We start from the raw sequence: 13045 nt of genomic DNA, 5'->3' as shown, positions 1-13045 counted from the left end.
TCCTGGGCAGTCAACGTGTGCGTAGYGACGGTTTGGCGTATCGTACTCAACGTGAGACGTTGCGATGGTGATACCACGATCACGCTCTTCTGGCGCATTATCGATTGACGCGAAATCACGCGCAGCACCGCCGTATACTTTTGCAAGTACAGTACAGATAGCTGCAGTCAGCGTAGTTTTACCATGGTCAACGTGGCCGATAGTACCAACGTTAACGTGCGTTTTCGTACGTTCAAATTTTTCTTTAGACACGATCGTCTTCCTTCCTAGTTGTGAGTTAAGGGGCTTTGCCTAATAACTCAGAAGTCAGTGTTTGATGCCGGTGATCGCACCGGCATCAGGACCAAAATAATTAGCTACGCTCAGCAATTAGAGCATCAGCAATGTTCTTCGGCACTTCACCATACTCGCTGAATTCCATCGAGTATGACGCACGGCCTTGTGTTGCACTACGTAGGTCTGTAGCGTAACCGAACATTTCAGACAGTGGCACTTGGGCACGTACGATCTTCAGACCCGCTGGGCCTTCGTCCATACCGCCAATCAGGCCACGACGACGGTTCAAGTCACCGACAACGTCACCCATCCACTCTTCTGGCGTGGTTACTTCAACCTTCATCATTGGTTCAAGCATAACAGGTTGCGCGTCGTGTGCACCTTTCTTGAATGCCATTGATGCAGCGATCTTAAACGCCATTTCGTTGGAGTCAACATCGTGGTAAGAACCATCGAACAAGGTCGCTTTAACGTCGAGCACTGGATAACCGGCGAGTACACCGTTTTTCATTTGCTCTTCGATACCTTTTGATACCGCACCGATGTATTCGCGTGGAACCACACCACCGACGATTTCGTCAACAAAGACGAAGCCTTCGTTTGGCTCTGAAGGTTCGATCTTCAGCCATACGTGACCGAATTGACCACGACCACCAGACTGCTTCACGAATTTACCTTCAACTTTGGTGCTACCACGGATGGTTTCGCGATAAGCAACCTGAGGCTTACCAACGTTACACTCAACGTTAAACTCGCGACGCATACGGTCAACGATGATGTCTAGGTGAAGCTCACCCATACCCGAGATCAGGGTCTGGCCAGACTCTTCGTCAGACTCAACGCGGAAAGACGGATCTTCTGCCGCTAGTTTACCCAGCGCGATACCCATTTTCTCTTGGTCTGCTTTAGACTTAGGCTCAACCGCGATCTGGATAACAGGATCTGGGAACTCCATGCGCTCAAGGATAACTTTTGAATCCATCGCACACAGCGTATCACCCGTGGTCACGTCTTTGAGACCAACACCTGCAGCGATATCACCGGCGCGGATTTCTTTGATCTCTTCACGCTTGTTAGAGTGCATCTGTACGATACGGCCCAAGCGCTCACGCTTTTGCTTCACTGAGTTGTATACACTGTCACCAGAGTTCACTACACCAGAGTAAACACGCATAAAGGTCAGCGTACCTACGAATGGGTCAGTTGCAATTTTGAATGCCAACGCAGAGAACGGTTCTTTATCGTCTGCATGACGCTCAATTGGGTTACCGTCTTCGTCTTCACCTTTGATCGCTTTAACGTCGATCGGTGAAGGCAAGTATTCGATAACCGCATCCAGTACCGCCTGAACGCCTTTGTTTTTAAACGCCGAACCACAGGTAGCTAGAACAATCTCGTTATCAAGGGTGCGCTGACGTAGCGCTTTCTTGATTTCTTCTTCGGACAATTCGCCTTCTTCAAGGTATTTGTCCATCAGTTCTTCAGACGCTTCAGCAGCAGACTCAACCAGGAAGTTGTGCCACTCTTCTGCTTGCTCTTTCAGATCGTCTGGAATTTCTTCATAGGTATACGTCATACCCATGTCTTCTTCATTCCAGTTGATCGCTTTCATTTTGATCAGGTCGATAACGCCCTTGAACTGGTCTTCTGCACCAATGTTCAAGTGAATTGGCACAGGGTGTGCACCAAGGCGATTTTTTATTTGATCAACAACGCGCAGGAAGTCAGCGCCCGCACGGTCCATCTTGTTGACGAATACCATACGCGGTACTTCGTACTTGTCAGCCTGACGCCATACGGTCTCAGACTGAGGCTCAACACCTGATGAACCACAGAATACAACCACAGCACCATCAAGCACACGCAAAGAACGCTCAACTTCGATGGTGAAGTCAACGTGTCCAGGGGTGTCGATGATGTTTACACGGTGCTGTTTAAACTGCTGATCAGAACCGGCCCAGAAAGTGGTGGTCGCCGCAGAGGTAATAGTGATACCACGCTCTTGTTCTTGCGACATCCAGTCCATGGTCGCGGCACCGTCGTGTACTTCACCGATTTTGTGTGACAGACCTGTGTAAAACAGGATCCGCTCGGTAGTCGTGGTTTTACCGGCGTCTACGTGAGCACAAATACCGATGTTACGGTAGTGCTCGATAGGGGTTTTACGAGCCACAATAGTATCCTCTTGCTAAGGTTAACCTTAGAAAATGGGTTTGGCGTGCTCCGAACGGAACACGCCATGAAGGCATTACCAGCGGTAATGTGCGAACGCTTTGTTCGCGTCTGCCATACGGTGAACGTCTTCACGTTTCTTAACAGCAGTACCTTTGTTTTCTGATGCGTCTAGCATCTCGCTTGCTAGGCGCTGAGCCATAGATTTTTCACCACGCTTACGAGCGGCTTCAACCAACCAACGCATAGCCAGGGCATTACGACGCACTGGACGTACTTCTACTGGCACTTGGTAAGTTGAACCACCTACACGGCGAGATTTCACCTCGACCGCTGGGCGTACGTTTTCAAGAGCTTGTTCAAATACAGCCAAGTGCTCTTTACCAGAACGCTCAGCCATGATGTCTAGAGCACCATAAACGATTTTTTCAGCAGTTGACTTCTTACCGTCAACCATCAGGATGTTTACAAATTTTGCCAGCAATTCGGATCCGAACTTAGGATCTGGAAGAATTTTACGCTGACCAATTACGCGACGACGTGGCATGGATTATCTCCGTTGTCTTCTTCAGGTTTTATCCAAAACTTTTCAGTTTTTTCAAAATTCAATTGTTTGAGTGTTTGGCCTTACTTAACGGAATCCATTAAGACTTAGGACGCTTCACACCGTACTTAGAACGACCTTGTTTACGGCCGTTAACGCCTGCACAGTCAAGTGCGCCACGAACAGTGTGGTAACGCACACCCGGCAAGTCTTTAACACGACCGCCGCGGATCAGAACAACACTGTGCTCTTGCAGGTTGTGGCCTTCACCACCAATGTATGAGGTGACTTCAAAGCCATTAGTCAAACGTACACGGCATACTTTACGCAGTGCGGAGTTTGGTTTCTTTGGAGTAGTAGTGTAAACACGAGTACATACACCACGTTTTTGTGGACACGCTTCCAGCGCAGGCACGTTGCTTTTCGCAACTTGCTTCAAGCGTGGTTTGCGGACCAGCTGGTTAATAGTTGCCATTAAATAGCTCCTGATATTACTTAACGTATAAGTGTGAAAAATCTAGCCCCAATACAACAGGGACGCGAAATTTTAGGCGTCGGGGTATAGGGTGTCAAGATTTATACAGAGATCTTTGCATTGTTTGTTTTTCAAGCAGCGCGCAGGGGACGTTTTCACGCTATACAGGCTAGGGTATTACCATGTCATTTGCGTGACATGCTCGACGCTCAAGCTCACTAATTTGTTCATCTCAACCATCACCGCGCTGGGATGAAGCTTATCGCCGAGTCCTCGAGCGTGAACATCATCACTGAGCAAATAAACAACATGATTCCCGGTAAATAGGCGCGTCGCCCACTCGCTGTTATCTACTCCCGCCAGTACCGCATCACTGATTAGTACAATCACACTGTCCTGATCGATGTAGTTTAAGCACAACGTTAGCGCTTGGTCACGATAGGGAGACGATTTCACGATATGCAACACGTCGACTCCTTAAAAATGTAGTATACGGTCGCACTCTGACAACCGCTTTTTGACTTGTTCAAGTGCCAGACCTTGAGTGGGTAAGACGGTTTCAGCGTGCTCCAGCCCACGAGATGCCAATGAAGCGCGGCACACATAGATGTCCTCGACATCACACAGCGGTAGCATTTTAAAGCTGGCAATGTAATCGCGGCTCAGAATCTGTTGCGGTTGCTGACCCGCTATAAGTTGTAGAACCCCATCACCAATAAAAAAAACCGATAAGGTGTCGCAAAACGCCGAGGTGGCGAGTAACGCATCTAACCCTTCTCGACCGCTCGCCGACCCGTGGGGCGATGTAGAAAATACAAACCCTATTTGCATGAAGCCCTCTTAAAATTGCATCACTCGGTCAGCGGTTAACAAAGCGTCAGCCAATGCACCTAAGCCTGCCTGAGAAAACCCTTCCGCCAAGGTCGCCGTCGATAATTGATGCTGCGTCGCTTCTTGCTCACTGATAATCCCGCGTCGTAATGCCGCAGCCACACAAGTTTCCAGCGCAACACCGTGATCGTGCGCCAACCGCTGCCACGCTTCCACCAAATCAAATTCATCATTTGCAGGCACTGTGGTTGCGGCGCCATTCAGTACACCTTCTTGATAGAAGAAGACTTTACTCACCTGGTGCCCCGCCTTTATTGCTGCACAGGCAAACTGATAGGCGGTGCGTGCCAACTGTGATCCATACGCTGGCTCGGTCACGACTAACACATAACGCAGACTCATGATTCGATCTCTTCTGTTTTGCGCTGTCTAACGTAAAGATAGACCGTATGTTTCGAGATGTTGAGACGAGATGCCACACGATGAATGGCATCTTTAATATCAAAAATCCCTTTGTCATAGAGCGCCATGACTATCTGACGGTTTTTAGTGTTATTAGACACCGTTTTGTCGGCATTGACTTCTTCAACTGTCCGTTCAACGGTTTGATCCACCAGCTCTTCCACGTCACTGGCAAAGTTTACCGACGAGGCCGCTTGTTTGGCGAGATCATCCGGAATGAAGGCTTGTAGTACCTGTGAAAAAGGCGCATCTAAATTGATGTTGATACACAATAGCCCGATGATACGATTGTCGCCATTGCGAATCGCTACCGTGATCGACTTCATCAAGGTGCCACTTTTCGCTCGGGTAAAATAAGCCCGTGAAAAATTACGCTCTGAGCCTTCAATATCGCGCAACATCCGCAGCGCAAGATCGGTGATTGGCGATCCCACTTTTCTACCCGTGTTTTCACCATTCGCGATCTTGATCGCTGATTTATTTAAATCGTCTAATGCGTGCAGCACGATTTCACAATGTTCACCGATCAGCGCCGCAAGCCCATCCACTACCGCCGCATAAGACCGCAGAATAACACTGTCTTGTTGATTCAATGGATTAGGCTCAATGAGCTCATTTTCCGTCATCACGTTCGCGCCAAAGCCTTCTGTCGGTACCACGTACGCCTATCCTTATTCGACCGTCAATCTAAATGTCTCTGCGCACAGTTTAACAGAATTTAAGCCTAAAAATGCAAAAAGCCCCGGCGATGCCGGGGCGGATATTACACAGTCAGACGGGGCTGTCGTTTAGCCTTCGCTCGCCGCGTCTTTTTTGGTATCGTCTTTTATTTCAAGCAGTTCAACATCAAACACCAGGGTTGAGTTGGCAGGAATTGATGCGGTATCTTGATCACCGTAAGCCAACTCAGGTGGCACAACAAAGGTAAATTTAGAGCCAACAGGCATTAGCTGCACACCTTCAGTCCAGCCTGGAATCACGCGGTTAAGCGGGAAGGTAGCTGGCTCACCACGATCGTAGGAGCTATCGAACTGGGTACCGTCAGTCAAGGTGCCTTTGTAGTGAACAACCACGGTATCTTCTGCGGCTGGCTTATCGCCCTCACCCATGCTATCCACTTTGTAAAGTAAGCCAGAGTCCGTTTCTTTAACGCCGTCTTGCTGGGCAAAGTCAGCACGGTATTTTTCACCTTCCGAAATCGCGGCTTCTGCTTTCTCTTTGGCTTGCTGTTGCGCCAGTTTAGTCACGCGCTGATCAAGCGATTGCAGCGCCGCTTGCGCTTGCTCATCGGTCAGTTTTGATTCCCCTTGAAAGACATCTTTCACCCCTTGCAGTACCACCTCTTTATCAAGCTCTAAGCCGATGTCTGCCTGTTGCTCTAAGTTAGCGTTGAGGTATTGGGCTAAAGACGCACCGATCGCGTAGGCTGCTTTGTCGTCATCGTTGGCAAACGCTGCTTCCGCTTGTTCGGCAGCTTGATTGGTTTGCTCTACTTTAGCGTCGTCTTGCTGACAGCCGACGGCAAAGGCAACGGTTGCCGCGAGTAGCGACATCTTCATTACTGATTTCATTGGGTACTCCGTTGATGACAAGGATAAATCCTCGTATGGTTGTTACTGACGCATCAACAATGCGAAAGCCTGATTCTATCAATATACTCGTGGTTATATGGCTGCAAACACTGGAACTCAAGCATGGTGCCCAAAATCCGCCACATTATTTGCATTTTTATAGTTATTAACAGCTTAACCGGTTGTTGGCAGTCTGGCAAAGAAGCCCAGCGCTGGTCAATCCATCCGGAAGGGGCGACCAGTTTTAGCCTCAGTCGTGACGGCCGTTTTGCCCTGATCGCGTCTGAGGAAACGGATATTGTCCTGTGGGATCTGGTCACTAATCAGCAACTGGCCGAACTCGGTGCGCAAGATCCGGACGCCAATCCGGTCGTTGTTAGTCATATTTCCGATAATAAGCGCTATGCCATTACCACAACAGCACAAAACTTTGCCGTCTGGGACCTGGCCTGGAGCCAAGCTCAAGGGCTATGGTCTATTTCTGAAGGCATCATACGCGATGCCGCGATCAGTAATAACGGTGAAAAATTGGTACTAGCGTTGTCGAATGGAAAAGCACTATTTATCGACTTAGGCACGGGAAGGCGCTTAGAGTTCCTCGCCCACCGCGATAAAATCAATGCAGTCTCGATTTCTCCCAACGGCGCCTATGTGCTCTCAGGTGGCAATGACCATCATGCCTACTTCTGGGATACCCAGTCTGGCCAGATCATCAATGACTTTGCTTATGACCGGCGAGTGAAACAAGTCGCCTTGCATCGTGAGGGGAAGTACGCATTTGTCTCTGACGGTGGCAACCGCGCTGTGATTTGGGCCCTACCCAGTGGCGAGAAAGTCAGTGAGTTGGATATCTTTGCCCGCCAAGCCATTTATGTCAGTGCCCGGTTTTCCGATGATGGTACCTTGCTAGCCACCGGCTCACCGTCACAACGGGTCGAATTGTGGGATGTGAAAACGGGTGAAAATATAGGTCGTTGGCAAGCATTGGCCCAGCCGGATACTCGCCCACCCAGCGCAGTGGTGTATGATGTAGCGATTGATCCAACTGGACGTGTTATTTCAGGTACCTCGGCCGGGATTGCCCAAGCTTGGTTAACCGACGCGCAATAACGAGAGAGCAATATGAGCGAGATAGATAAGTTACAACAGCAAATTGATGATCTTGAGTACAAAGTGGCGTTTCAAGAAGACACGATCGACCAGCTCAATACCGCATTGACGCGACAACAAGGTGATATTGAGCGCATGACGGTCCAAATCCAGTACCTTGTCAGCAAGCTCCAACATGTTGAGCCAGAGAATATTGCTAGCCAAGCTGAAGAAACACCCCCCCCGCATTATTGAAACCACACCGTATGCGTGACGATTAGCGCGCGGTCACGACGGCCAAATAAAAAAAAGGCGCCAAACGGCGCCTTTTATTCGATGGGACTCATTACCACTCATCTATCGTCGTGATTAGTGGTCGTGGCCACATTCTTCACCGTCTTGGTGAATGTGCCCGTGTGAAAGCTCGTCTGCAGTGGCTTCACGCACATCAACGATTTCCACTGAGAAGGACAGGGTTTGGCCTGCAAGCATGTGGTTGGCATCAACAACAACTTCATCGCCTTCAACCTCAGTCACTTCGACTGGGATCTGGCCTTGGTCGGTTTCAGCCATAAAACGCATACCAACTTCAACTTGATCGACGCCTTGGAACACGTTAGCCGGTACACGTTGTACCATGGCTTCTTGGTAGTCACCGTAAGCTTCGTCTGGGCCTACCGTCACTTCAAAGTTCTCGCCTTTTTCACGGCCTTCCAGCGCGCTCTCAAGTCCGACGATCAGGTTACGATGACCGTGTAGGTATTGGAGAGGCTCTTGTGCTGTTGATTCATCAACAAGTGCACCGTCTTCATTTTTTACTTGGTAAGCCAGGCTGACTACCACATCTTTTGCAATTTTCATGCTCGCTCCGAGACCGGAAGGTAAATGGACTGCCGATGATAACGGATCCCCTACTCCGGTTTAAAGATCCCAATGACATTCTCTGCCGACTCGGCGCCAGAGTGTGACTGTTGTGCCGATTCCGGTAACCGACTATCGTGGTAATCGCAGCTGACACATTCCACTTTGTCAATGTTATTCTCACGCCACACTCGCAATGTATCGCGTTGTTGGCACGACGGACAGGCAGCGCCTGCGATAAAACGTTTTTTCACATCAACACCTTATTCGTCTCGATTCCAACTTTGATGCCGCTCACTATCACCGCGCATTTCTCGGTCAAAAATTTCTTCCAGCTCTTTGCGCGCTTCTTTGACTCGTGATGCTGTCGCGACATCTTGACTGTGCTGAGGCAATAAATCTTCCAGCACCCGCATGTCGAGTTTACGGAACAATATTTCTGCGCGTTTCGCTTTGTACGGGTGCATACCTAGGGACTCTAACGTTTGCCGCCCAAGATCCAGCGCGCCCAAAAAGGTTTCCCGAGAAAACTGCTCGACACCGTGCGCCATCAACTGATACGCCTCGACACGACTACGCGCACGCGCCATTACTTTTAGATTAGGGAAGTGATGAGCACAAAGATCAACAATCTCCATCACTTCGTCTGGCGAATCGGTACAAATCACGATCGCTTCAGCCGTCTTTGCACCAGCGGCACGTAATAAATCGAGCTGCGTAGCATCACCATAATACACTTCGTATCCATAGCGGCGTAGTAACTTGATTTGAGTCGGATCACGTTCCAGGATGGTCACCCCAATTTTATTGGCGAACATCAAGCGACCGACGACCTGACCAAACCGACCAAATCCGGCAATGATGACTCGCGAGTCAGTCTCAGTAAATGGCGCTTGCGGAGGCAAGGATTCAGGCTCGTTAAAAGTACGCGCAAACCAACGCTGCTGGAGCGAGAGAATTAACGGTGTAGTCATCATCGACAAGCTCACGACCACAAGCAAAAAGGCATTTAATTCTTTATCCAGTAGCCCTTGGCTACGCGCGGCAGTGAAAATCACAAAGGCAAACTCGCCCCCCTGACTGAGCAATACCGCCATTTGACTGCGCGCCTTGGGCGCGACACCAAACGCTCGTGCCAGTCCATACAGTAAGCAGGCTTTACCACCGACTAACGCAGCCACGGCACCGATGATCGCCCAGGGATATTCCAGTAAAAGCCCTAAGTCGACCGTCATCCCAACCGCTATAAAGAACAGCCCGAGTAATAACCCTTTAAAGGGCTCAATTGCCGTCTCAAGCTCATGGCGGTATTCACTCTCAGCCAACAACACACCGGCTAAAAACGCCCCCAGCGCCATCGATAGACCAAGGCTTTGCATGGCCAATGCAATCCCGATGACCAAGGCAAGCGCGGTGACAGTAAACAACTCGGTGACGCCACTCATGGCAATCAGACGAAAAATAGGGCGCAAGAAAAAGTGACCGCCGGCCAAGAGAGCGCCAATGCCTAAAAACATCCAGAGGACATCAAACCAACTACCTGCACTGCCACCGGCCAACGCTGGGATCACAGCCAGTATCGGGATCACGGCGATATCTTGAAATAATAAAACGGCAAATCCAGATTGTCCGGTTTCGCTGCGCATTAAGCGTTGGTCTTCGATGATTTTCATCGCAATCGCGGTAGAAGAAAGTGCCAGCCCCGCCCCGATCACCACGCCTTGTGGCAACGTGAGCCCAGCGAAGACACTTAATACCCCTATCACGACCCCGGTCAGCACCACTTGGCTACCACCAAGGCCGATAATGGGGCGCCACATTTTCAATAGCTTTTTAGGGTTAAGCTCCAAGCCAATTAAAAACAGCAGCAGCACCACACCAAATTCGGCAAAATGCAGGGTTGAGTCGACATCATCGATTAAACCCAGCCCCCAAGGGCCAATCACAATGCCTGCTACCAAGTAGCCAAGCACCGAGCCCATCCCCAAACGCTGCGCCAAAGGCACCGCAATCACGGCTGCCAATAAAAAGATAAACGCGATGAGCAGAAAGCTATGATCCACGATGTGCCTCCTGCTTCGCTAAAGGGTTAGCCAACCAGTCCGCATAGAGTTCAGCAAAGGCATTGCGATCCGCATCGGTGACGCGGCGCGCCCAGTGAAGAACTAAAGGTGAGACCCAGTGCATGCGGCATAACGCCGCCGTCAGTTCAAAAGGTTGCAATAACTCCTCCATGGAATATTTGTTGTAGCCGATTTTACTGAACGCTTCTGCTGCTCCACCTGTAGTGACCACAAAACGACATGTTTTTCCCGCTAACGCATCTCCCCCTTGCCCATGAGCAAAGCCTTTTCCGAGCACCACATCAATCCACTCTTTCAATAACGCCGGGCATGAGTACATCTGTAAGGGATGTTGAAACACCAACACATCGGCGTCAGTCACCAACGCACGCTCGTGATGGATATCCACCACAAAATCCGGATAAGCGGCGTAAATATCATGCACAGTGACATTCGCCAGCGGGCGTATCGATTCGAGTAATCGACGATTGGCGACCGATTCATCCGGATCAGGATGCGCCACGATAACAAGCACCTTGGGAGGGCGTGGGTTGTCCTTCTTATCTTGAGGCATACGCTTCCTTGTCGTTATGATTGGCCAAGCACGCAATCTGTTCTTTATGCCATGTTTTAACTTTAACATACAAAAAGGCTAACCCCCTGTCTAACCACTCTCGCCACGGGGTGGGATTTGGCAATCTCCGCATCAAGCTGGTATAACGACCGCGCAACGTGCATCCATCAACCCAAGACAGACTGAGTAATCATGATTCGCTTCTCCGACATTCAATTGCTTCGTGGTGGTAAGCCCCTGCTTGACCACACCTCTGCCATCATTGCACCCGGCGACAAAGTCGGCTTGGTGGGTAAAAATGGCTGTGGCAAGTCCAGCCTGTTTGCCTTGCTACGCCACCAACTTTCGCTTGATGCAGGGCACTATGATTACCCCAGTCAATGGCAAGTGGCTTGGGTGGCACAAGAAACCCCCGCATTGGATAAAAGTGCGCTGGAATATGTGATTGATGGCGATACCGAATACCGTGAGCTGCAAGACGCGTTGCGTAACGCCGAAGCCAACGATGATGGCAATGCAGTGGCGTTGTTACACGATAAGCTCGATGCGATTGGCGGCTATACCATAGAGGCGCGCGCCGCAAGTTTGCTGGATGGCTTGGGGTTCAGTCAGACGCAAATCCATTGGTCATTAACGCAGTTCTCTGGGGGCTGGCGCATGCGACTTAACTTGGCACAAGCTTTGTTATGTCGCTCAGATTTACTGCTACTCGACGAGCCCACCAACCACCTCGATTTAGACGCAGTGATGTGGCTAGAAAAATGGTTGCAGCAGTACCCGGGAACCTTGGTCTTGATCTCACACGACCGTGATTTTCTTGATCCTGTGGTCAATCGTATCATTCATATTGAGCACGCTAAGCTGAATGAATACACCGGTAACTACTCGGATTTTGAAAGCATGCGCGCGCAAAAGTTAGCACAACAGCAAGCGCAATATGAGAAGCAACAAAAGCAAGTTGCTCACATGCAATCCTACATTGACCGTTTCCGATACAAAGCCAGCAAAGCCCGCCAAGCGCAAAGTCGGATAAAAGCGCTGGAACGCATGGAAAAGGTGCTACCGGCTCAATACGATAATCCATTTAGCTTTACCTTTTTACCCCCTGATGCATTGCCCACTCCCATTCTTATGATGGATAAGGTGGCCGCTGGCTATAACAAAACGCCAATTATCGAGAACATTCGCCTTAACTTAGTGCCTGGGGCGCGCATTGGCCTGTTAGGGCGTAACGGTGCGGGCAAATCAACGCTGATCAAGTTATTGTCGGGCGATTTGCCGGCGATGGCTGGCGAGCTAAGCTACTCTCAAGGGGTGAAAATAGGTTATTTTGCCCAGCATCAACTCGATACCTTACGTATCGATGAAACGCCGCTCCAGCATCTAAATCGCTTAGCACCAACTACTGCCGAGCAAACCCTGCGAGATTTTCTCGGACGGTTTGGCTTTCAAGGTGACAAAGCGTTGGAAAACATTGGCCCTTTCTCTGGCGGCGAAAAAGCACGTTTAGTCCTTGCATTGTTAGTCTGGCAAAAACCGAACTTGTTACTGTTGGATGAACCGACTAACCATTTGGATCTCGACATGCGCCAAGCGTTAACGCTCGCATTGCAATCCTATGATGGCGCGATGGTGATCGTCAGCCACGATCGCTTTTTATTGCGTGCGACAGCCGATGACTTGTATTTGGTGGACAAGGGCGCAGTGCTACCTTTTGATGGCGACTTAGACGACTATCACCGCTGGCTGACCGAACAACAACGCGCTGATCGTGCGGAAAACAAAAAGCAAGCCGCAGACGAAAAACTTGCCCCACAGCAAACGCAGTTAGATCGAAAAGCACAAAAGCGTCGTGAAGCCGAATGCCGAAAACAAACGGCGCCACTACGAAAAAAAATTGACCGTTTAGACACAAAGATCGAACAACTTTCTGCCATTATCGCAGAAGCAGAAAACCAATTAGCGGATCCCGCTATTTACCAGAGTGACAACAAAGCCCGTTTAACGGAGCAATTGCAACGCCAAGCCGATGCAAAGTCGACGCTCGAAGAGGTGGAACAAGAATGGATGGAGCAACAAGAAGCGCTAGAAGCCCTGGAGGCGACATTCAACCAACACTAACGCCTG

16 protein-coding genes are annotated in these 13045 nt (G+C 49.9%); 3 read left to right on the top strand and 13 right to left on the bottom strand.

Annotated features, from left to right (window positions below; all coding sequences use genetic code 11):
- The 9 genes from BZG75_RS12600 to fkpA form a co-directional block, all read right to left on the bottom strand.
- The coding region (locus tag BZG75_RS12600; RefSeq protein WP_242413603.1) for a GTP-binding protein at positions 1–252 on the bottom strand (252 nt) is incomplete at its 3' end.
- A 100-nt stretch (positions 253–352) separates the two neighbouring features.
- Complete coding sequence (fusA, locus tag BZG75_RS12595; protein ID WP_025744278.1) at positions 353–2449, bottom strand: elongation factor G; 2097 nt, start codon at positions 2447–2449, stop codon at positions 353–355.
- Positions 2450–2524: 75 nt separating this feature from the next.
- Entirely contained in the window at positions 2525–2995 is a 471-nt protein-coding gene (gene rpsG, locus BZG75_RS12590) for a 30S ribosomal protein S7 (RefSeq protein WP_025673237.1), read from the bottom strand.
- Positions 2996–3092: 97 nt separating this feature from the next.
- Complete coding sequence (rpsL, locus tag BZG75_RS12585) at positions 3093–3467, bottom strand: 30S ribosomal protein S12 (RefSeq protein ID WP_025673238.1); 375 nt, start codon at positions 3465–3467, stop codon at positions 3093–3095.
- A gap of 177 nt (positions 3468–3644) precedes the next feature.
- Complete coding sequence (gene tusB, locus BZG75_RS12580) at positions 3645–3935, bottom strand: sulfurtransferase complex subunit TusB (protein WP_077577183.1); 291 nt, start codon at positions 3933–3935, stop codon at positions 3645–3647.
- A gap of 9 nt (positions 3936–3944) precedes the next feature.
- Positions 3945–4298, bottom strand: a complete 354-nt coding sequence (gene tusC, locus BZG75_RS12575; protein WP_077577182.1) for a sulfurtransferase complex subunit TusC — start codon at positions 4296–4298, stop codon at positions 3945–3947.
- Positions 4299–4307: 9 nt separating this feature from the next.
- Positions 4308–4700, bottom strand: coding sequence for a sulfurtransferase complex subunit TusD (tusD, locus tag BZG75_RS12570; RefSeq protein WP_025744273.1), 393 nt, complete (start codon positions 4698–4700; stop codon positions 4308–4310).
- Entirely contained in the window at positions 4697–5386 is a 690-nt protein-coding gene (locus tag BZG75_RS12565) for a helix-turn-helix transcriptional regulator (protein ID WP_199878896.1), read from the bottom strand. The genes tusD and BZG75_RS12565 overlap by 4 nt, the downstream gene beginning before the upstream one ends.
- A gap of 162 nt (positions 5387–5548) precedes the next feature.
- A complete protein-coding gene (gene fkpA, locus BZG75_RS12560; RefSeq protein WP_077577180.1) occupies positions 5549–6331 on the bottom strand; it encodes an FKBP-type peptidyl-prolyl cis-trans isomerase in 783 nt (260 codons plus the stop codon).
- Positions 6332–6454: 123 nt separating this feature from the next.
- Here fkpA and BZG75_RS12555 point away from each other — a divergent pair, with 123 nt between their 5' ends.
- Both BZG75_RS12555 and BZG75_RS12550 read left to right on the top strand, forming a co-directional pair.
- The gene (locus BZG75_RS12555) at positions 6455–7441 is read left to right on the top strand and encodes a WD40 repeat domain-containing protein (RefSeq protein ID WP_077461574.1); all 987 of its coding nucleotides are present in this window, start codon (positions 6455–6457) and stop codon (positions 7439–7441) included.
- 12 nt (positions 7442–7453) lie between these two features.
- A complete protein-coding gene (locus tag BZG75_RS12550) occupies positions 7454–7675 on the top strand; it encodes a SlyX family protein (RefSeq protein ID WP_025744270.1) in 222 nt (73 codons plus the stop codon).
- 114 nt (positions 7676–7789) lie between these two features.
- Here BZG75_RS12550 and slyD read toward each other — a convergent pair whose 3' ends face one another.
- Genes slyD through kefG form a run of 4 tightly spaced genes read right to left on the bottom strand, consistent with a single transcriptional unit; the run spans position 7790 to position 10918 of the window.
- Positions 7790–8281 carry a peptidylprolyl isomerase gene (gene slyD / locus BZG75_RS12545; RefSeq protein ID WP_077461573.1) on the bottom strand — a complete coding sequence of 164 codons (492 nt, stop codon included), beginning with the start codon at positions 8279–8281 and terminating at the stop codon, positions 7790–7792.
- A 50-nt stretch (positions 8282–8331) separates the two neighbouring features.
- Positions 8332–8535, bottom strand: a complete 204-nt coding sequence (locus tag BZG75_RS12540) for a YheV family putative zinc ribbon protein (protein WP_025744269.1) — start codon at positions 8533–8535, stop codon at positions 8332–8334.
- Between the two features lie 9 nt (positions 8536–8544).
- On the bottom strand, positions 8545–10344 hold the full coding sequence (gene kefB, locus BZG75_RS12535; RefSeq protein ID WP_077461572.1) for a glutathione-regulated potassium-efflux system protein KefB: 1800 nt from the start codon (positions 10342–10344) through the stop codon (positions 8545–8547).
- Positions 10334–10918, bottom strand: coding sequence for a glutathione-regulated potassium-efflux system ancillary protein KefG (gene kefG, locus BZG75_RS12530; RefSeq protein WP_077461571.1), 585 nt, complete (start codon positions 10916–10918; stop codon positions 10334–10336). The genes kefB and kefG overlap by 11 nt, the downstream gene beginning before the upstream one ends.
- A 192-nt stretch (positions 10919–11110) precedes the next feature.
- Between kefG and BZG75_RS12525 the strand changes: the two genes are divergently transcribed.
- On the top strand, positions 11111–13039 hold the full coding sequence (locus BZG75_RS12525; protein ID WP_077461570.1) for an ABC transporter ATP-binding protein: 1929 nt from the start codon (positions 11111–11113) through the stop codon (positions 13037–13039).
- Positions 13040–13045 lie beyond the last annotated feature (6 nt).

It is taken from the genome of Salinivibrio sp. AR640 (assembly GCF_001995405.1).
Classification (GTDB): Bacteria; Pseudomonadota; Gammaproteobacteria; order Enterobacterales; family Vibrionaceae; genus Salinivibrio; species Salinivibrio costicola.
The sequence above is the reverse complement of the archived record's forward strand: the minus strand, read 5'-3'. Positions and strand labels throughout refer to the sequence as shown.

Excerpts from the sequence above, each read along its gene's own strand:
- tusD (WP_025744273.1), bottom strand. The coding sequence starts at position 4,700 with ATGAGTCTGCGTTATGTGTTAGTCGTGACCGAGCCAGCGTATGGATCA.
- rpsL (WP_025673238.1), bottom strand. The coding sequence starts at position 3,467 with ATGGCAACTATTAACCAGCTGGTCCGCAAACCACGCTTGAAGCAAGTT.
- BZG75_RS12555 (WP_077461574.1), top strand. The coding sequence starts at position 6,455 with ATGGTGCCCAAAATCCGCCACATTATTTGCATTTTTATAGTTATTAAC.
- BZG75_RS12550 (WP_025744270.1), top strand. The coding sequence starts at position 7,454 with ATGAGCGAGATAGATAAGTTACAACAGCAAATTGATGATCTTGAGTAC.
- BZG75_RS12565 (WP_199878896.1), bottom strand. The coding sequence starts at position 5,386 with ATGACGGAAAATGAGCTCATTGAGCCTAATCCATTGAATCAACAAGAC.
- kefG (WP_077461571.1), bottom strand. The coding sequence starts at position 10,918 with ATGCCTCAAGATAAGAAGGACAACCCACGCCCTCCCAAGGTGCTTGTT.
- BZG75_RS12525 (WP_077461570.1), top strand. The coding sequence starts at position 11,111 with ATGATTCGCTTCTCCGACATTCAATTGCTTCGTGGTGGTAAGCCCCTG.
- rpsG (WP_025673237.1), bottom strand. The coding sequence starts at position 2,995 with ATGCCACGTCGTCGCGTAATTGGTCAGCGTAAAATTCTTCCAGATCCT.
- slyD (WP_077461573.1), bottom strand. The coding sequence starts at position 8,281 with ATGAAAATTGCAAAAGATGTGGTAGTCAGCCTGGCTTACCAAGTAAAA.
- tusC (WP_077577182.1), bottom strand. The coding sequence starts at position 4,298 with ATGCAAATAGGGTTTGTATTTTCTACATCGCCCCACGGGTCGGCGAGC.
- fkpA (WP_077577180.1), bottom strand. The coding sequence starts at position 6,331 with ATGAAATCAGTAATGAAGATGTCGCTACTCGCGGCAACCGTTGCCTTT.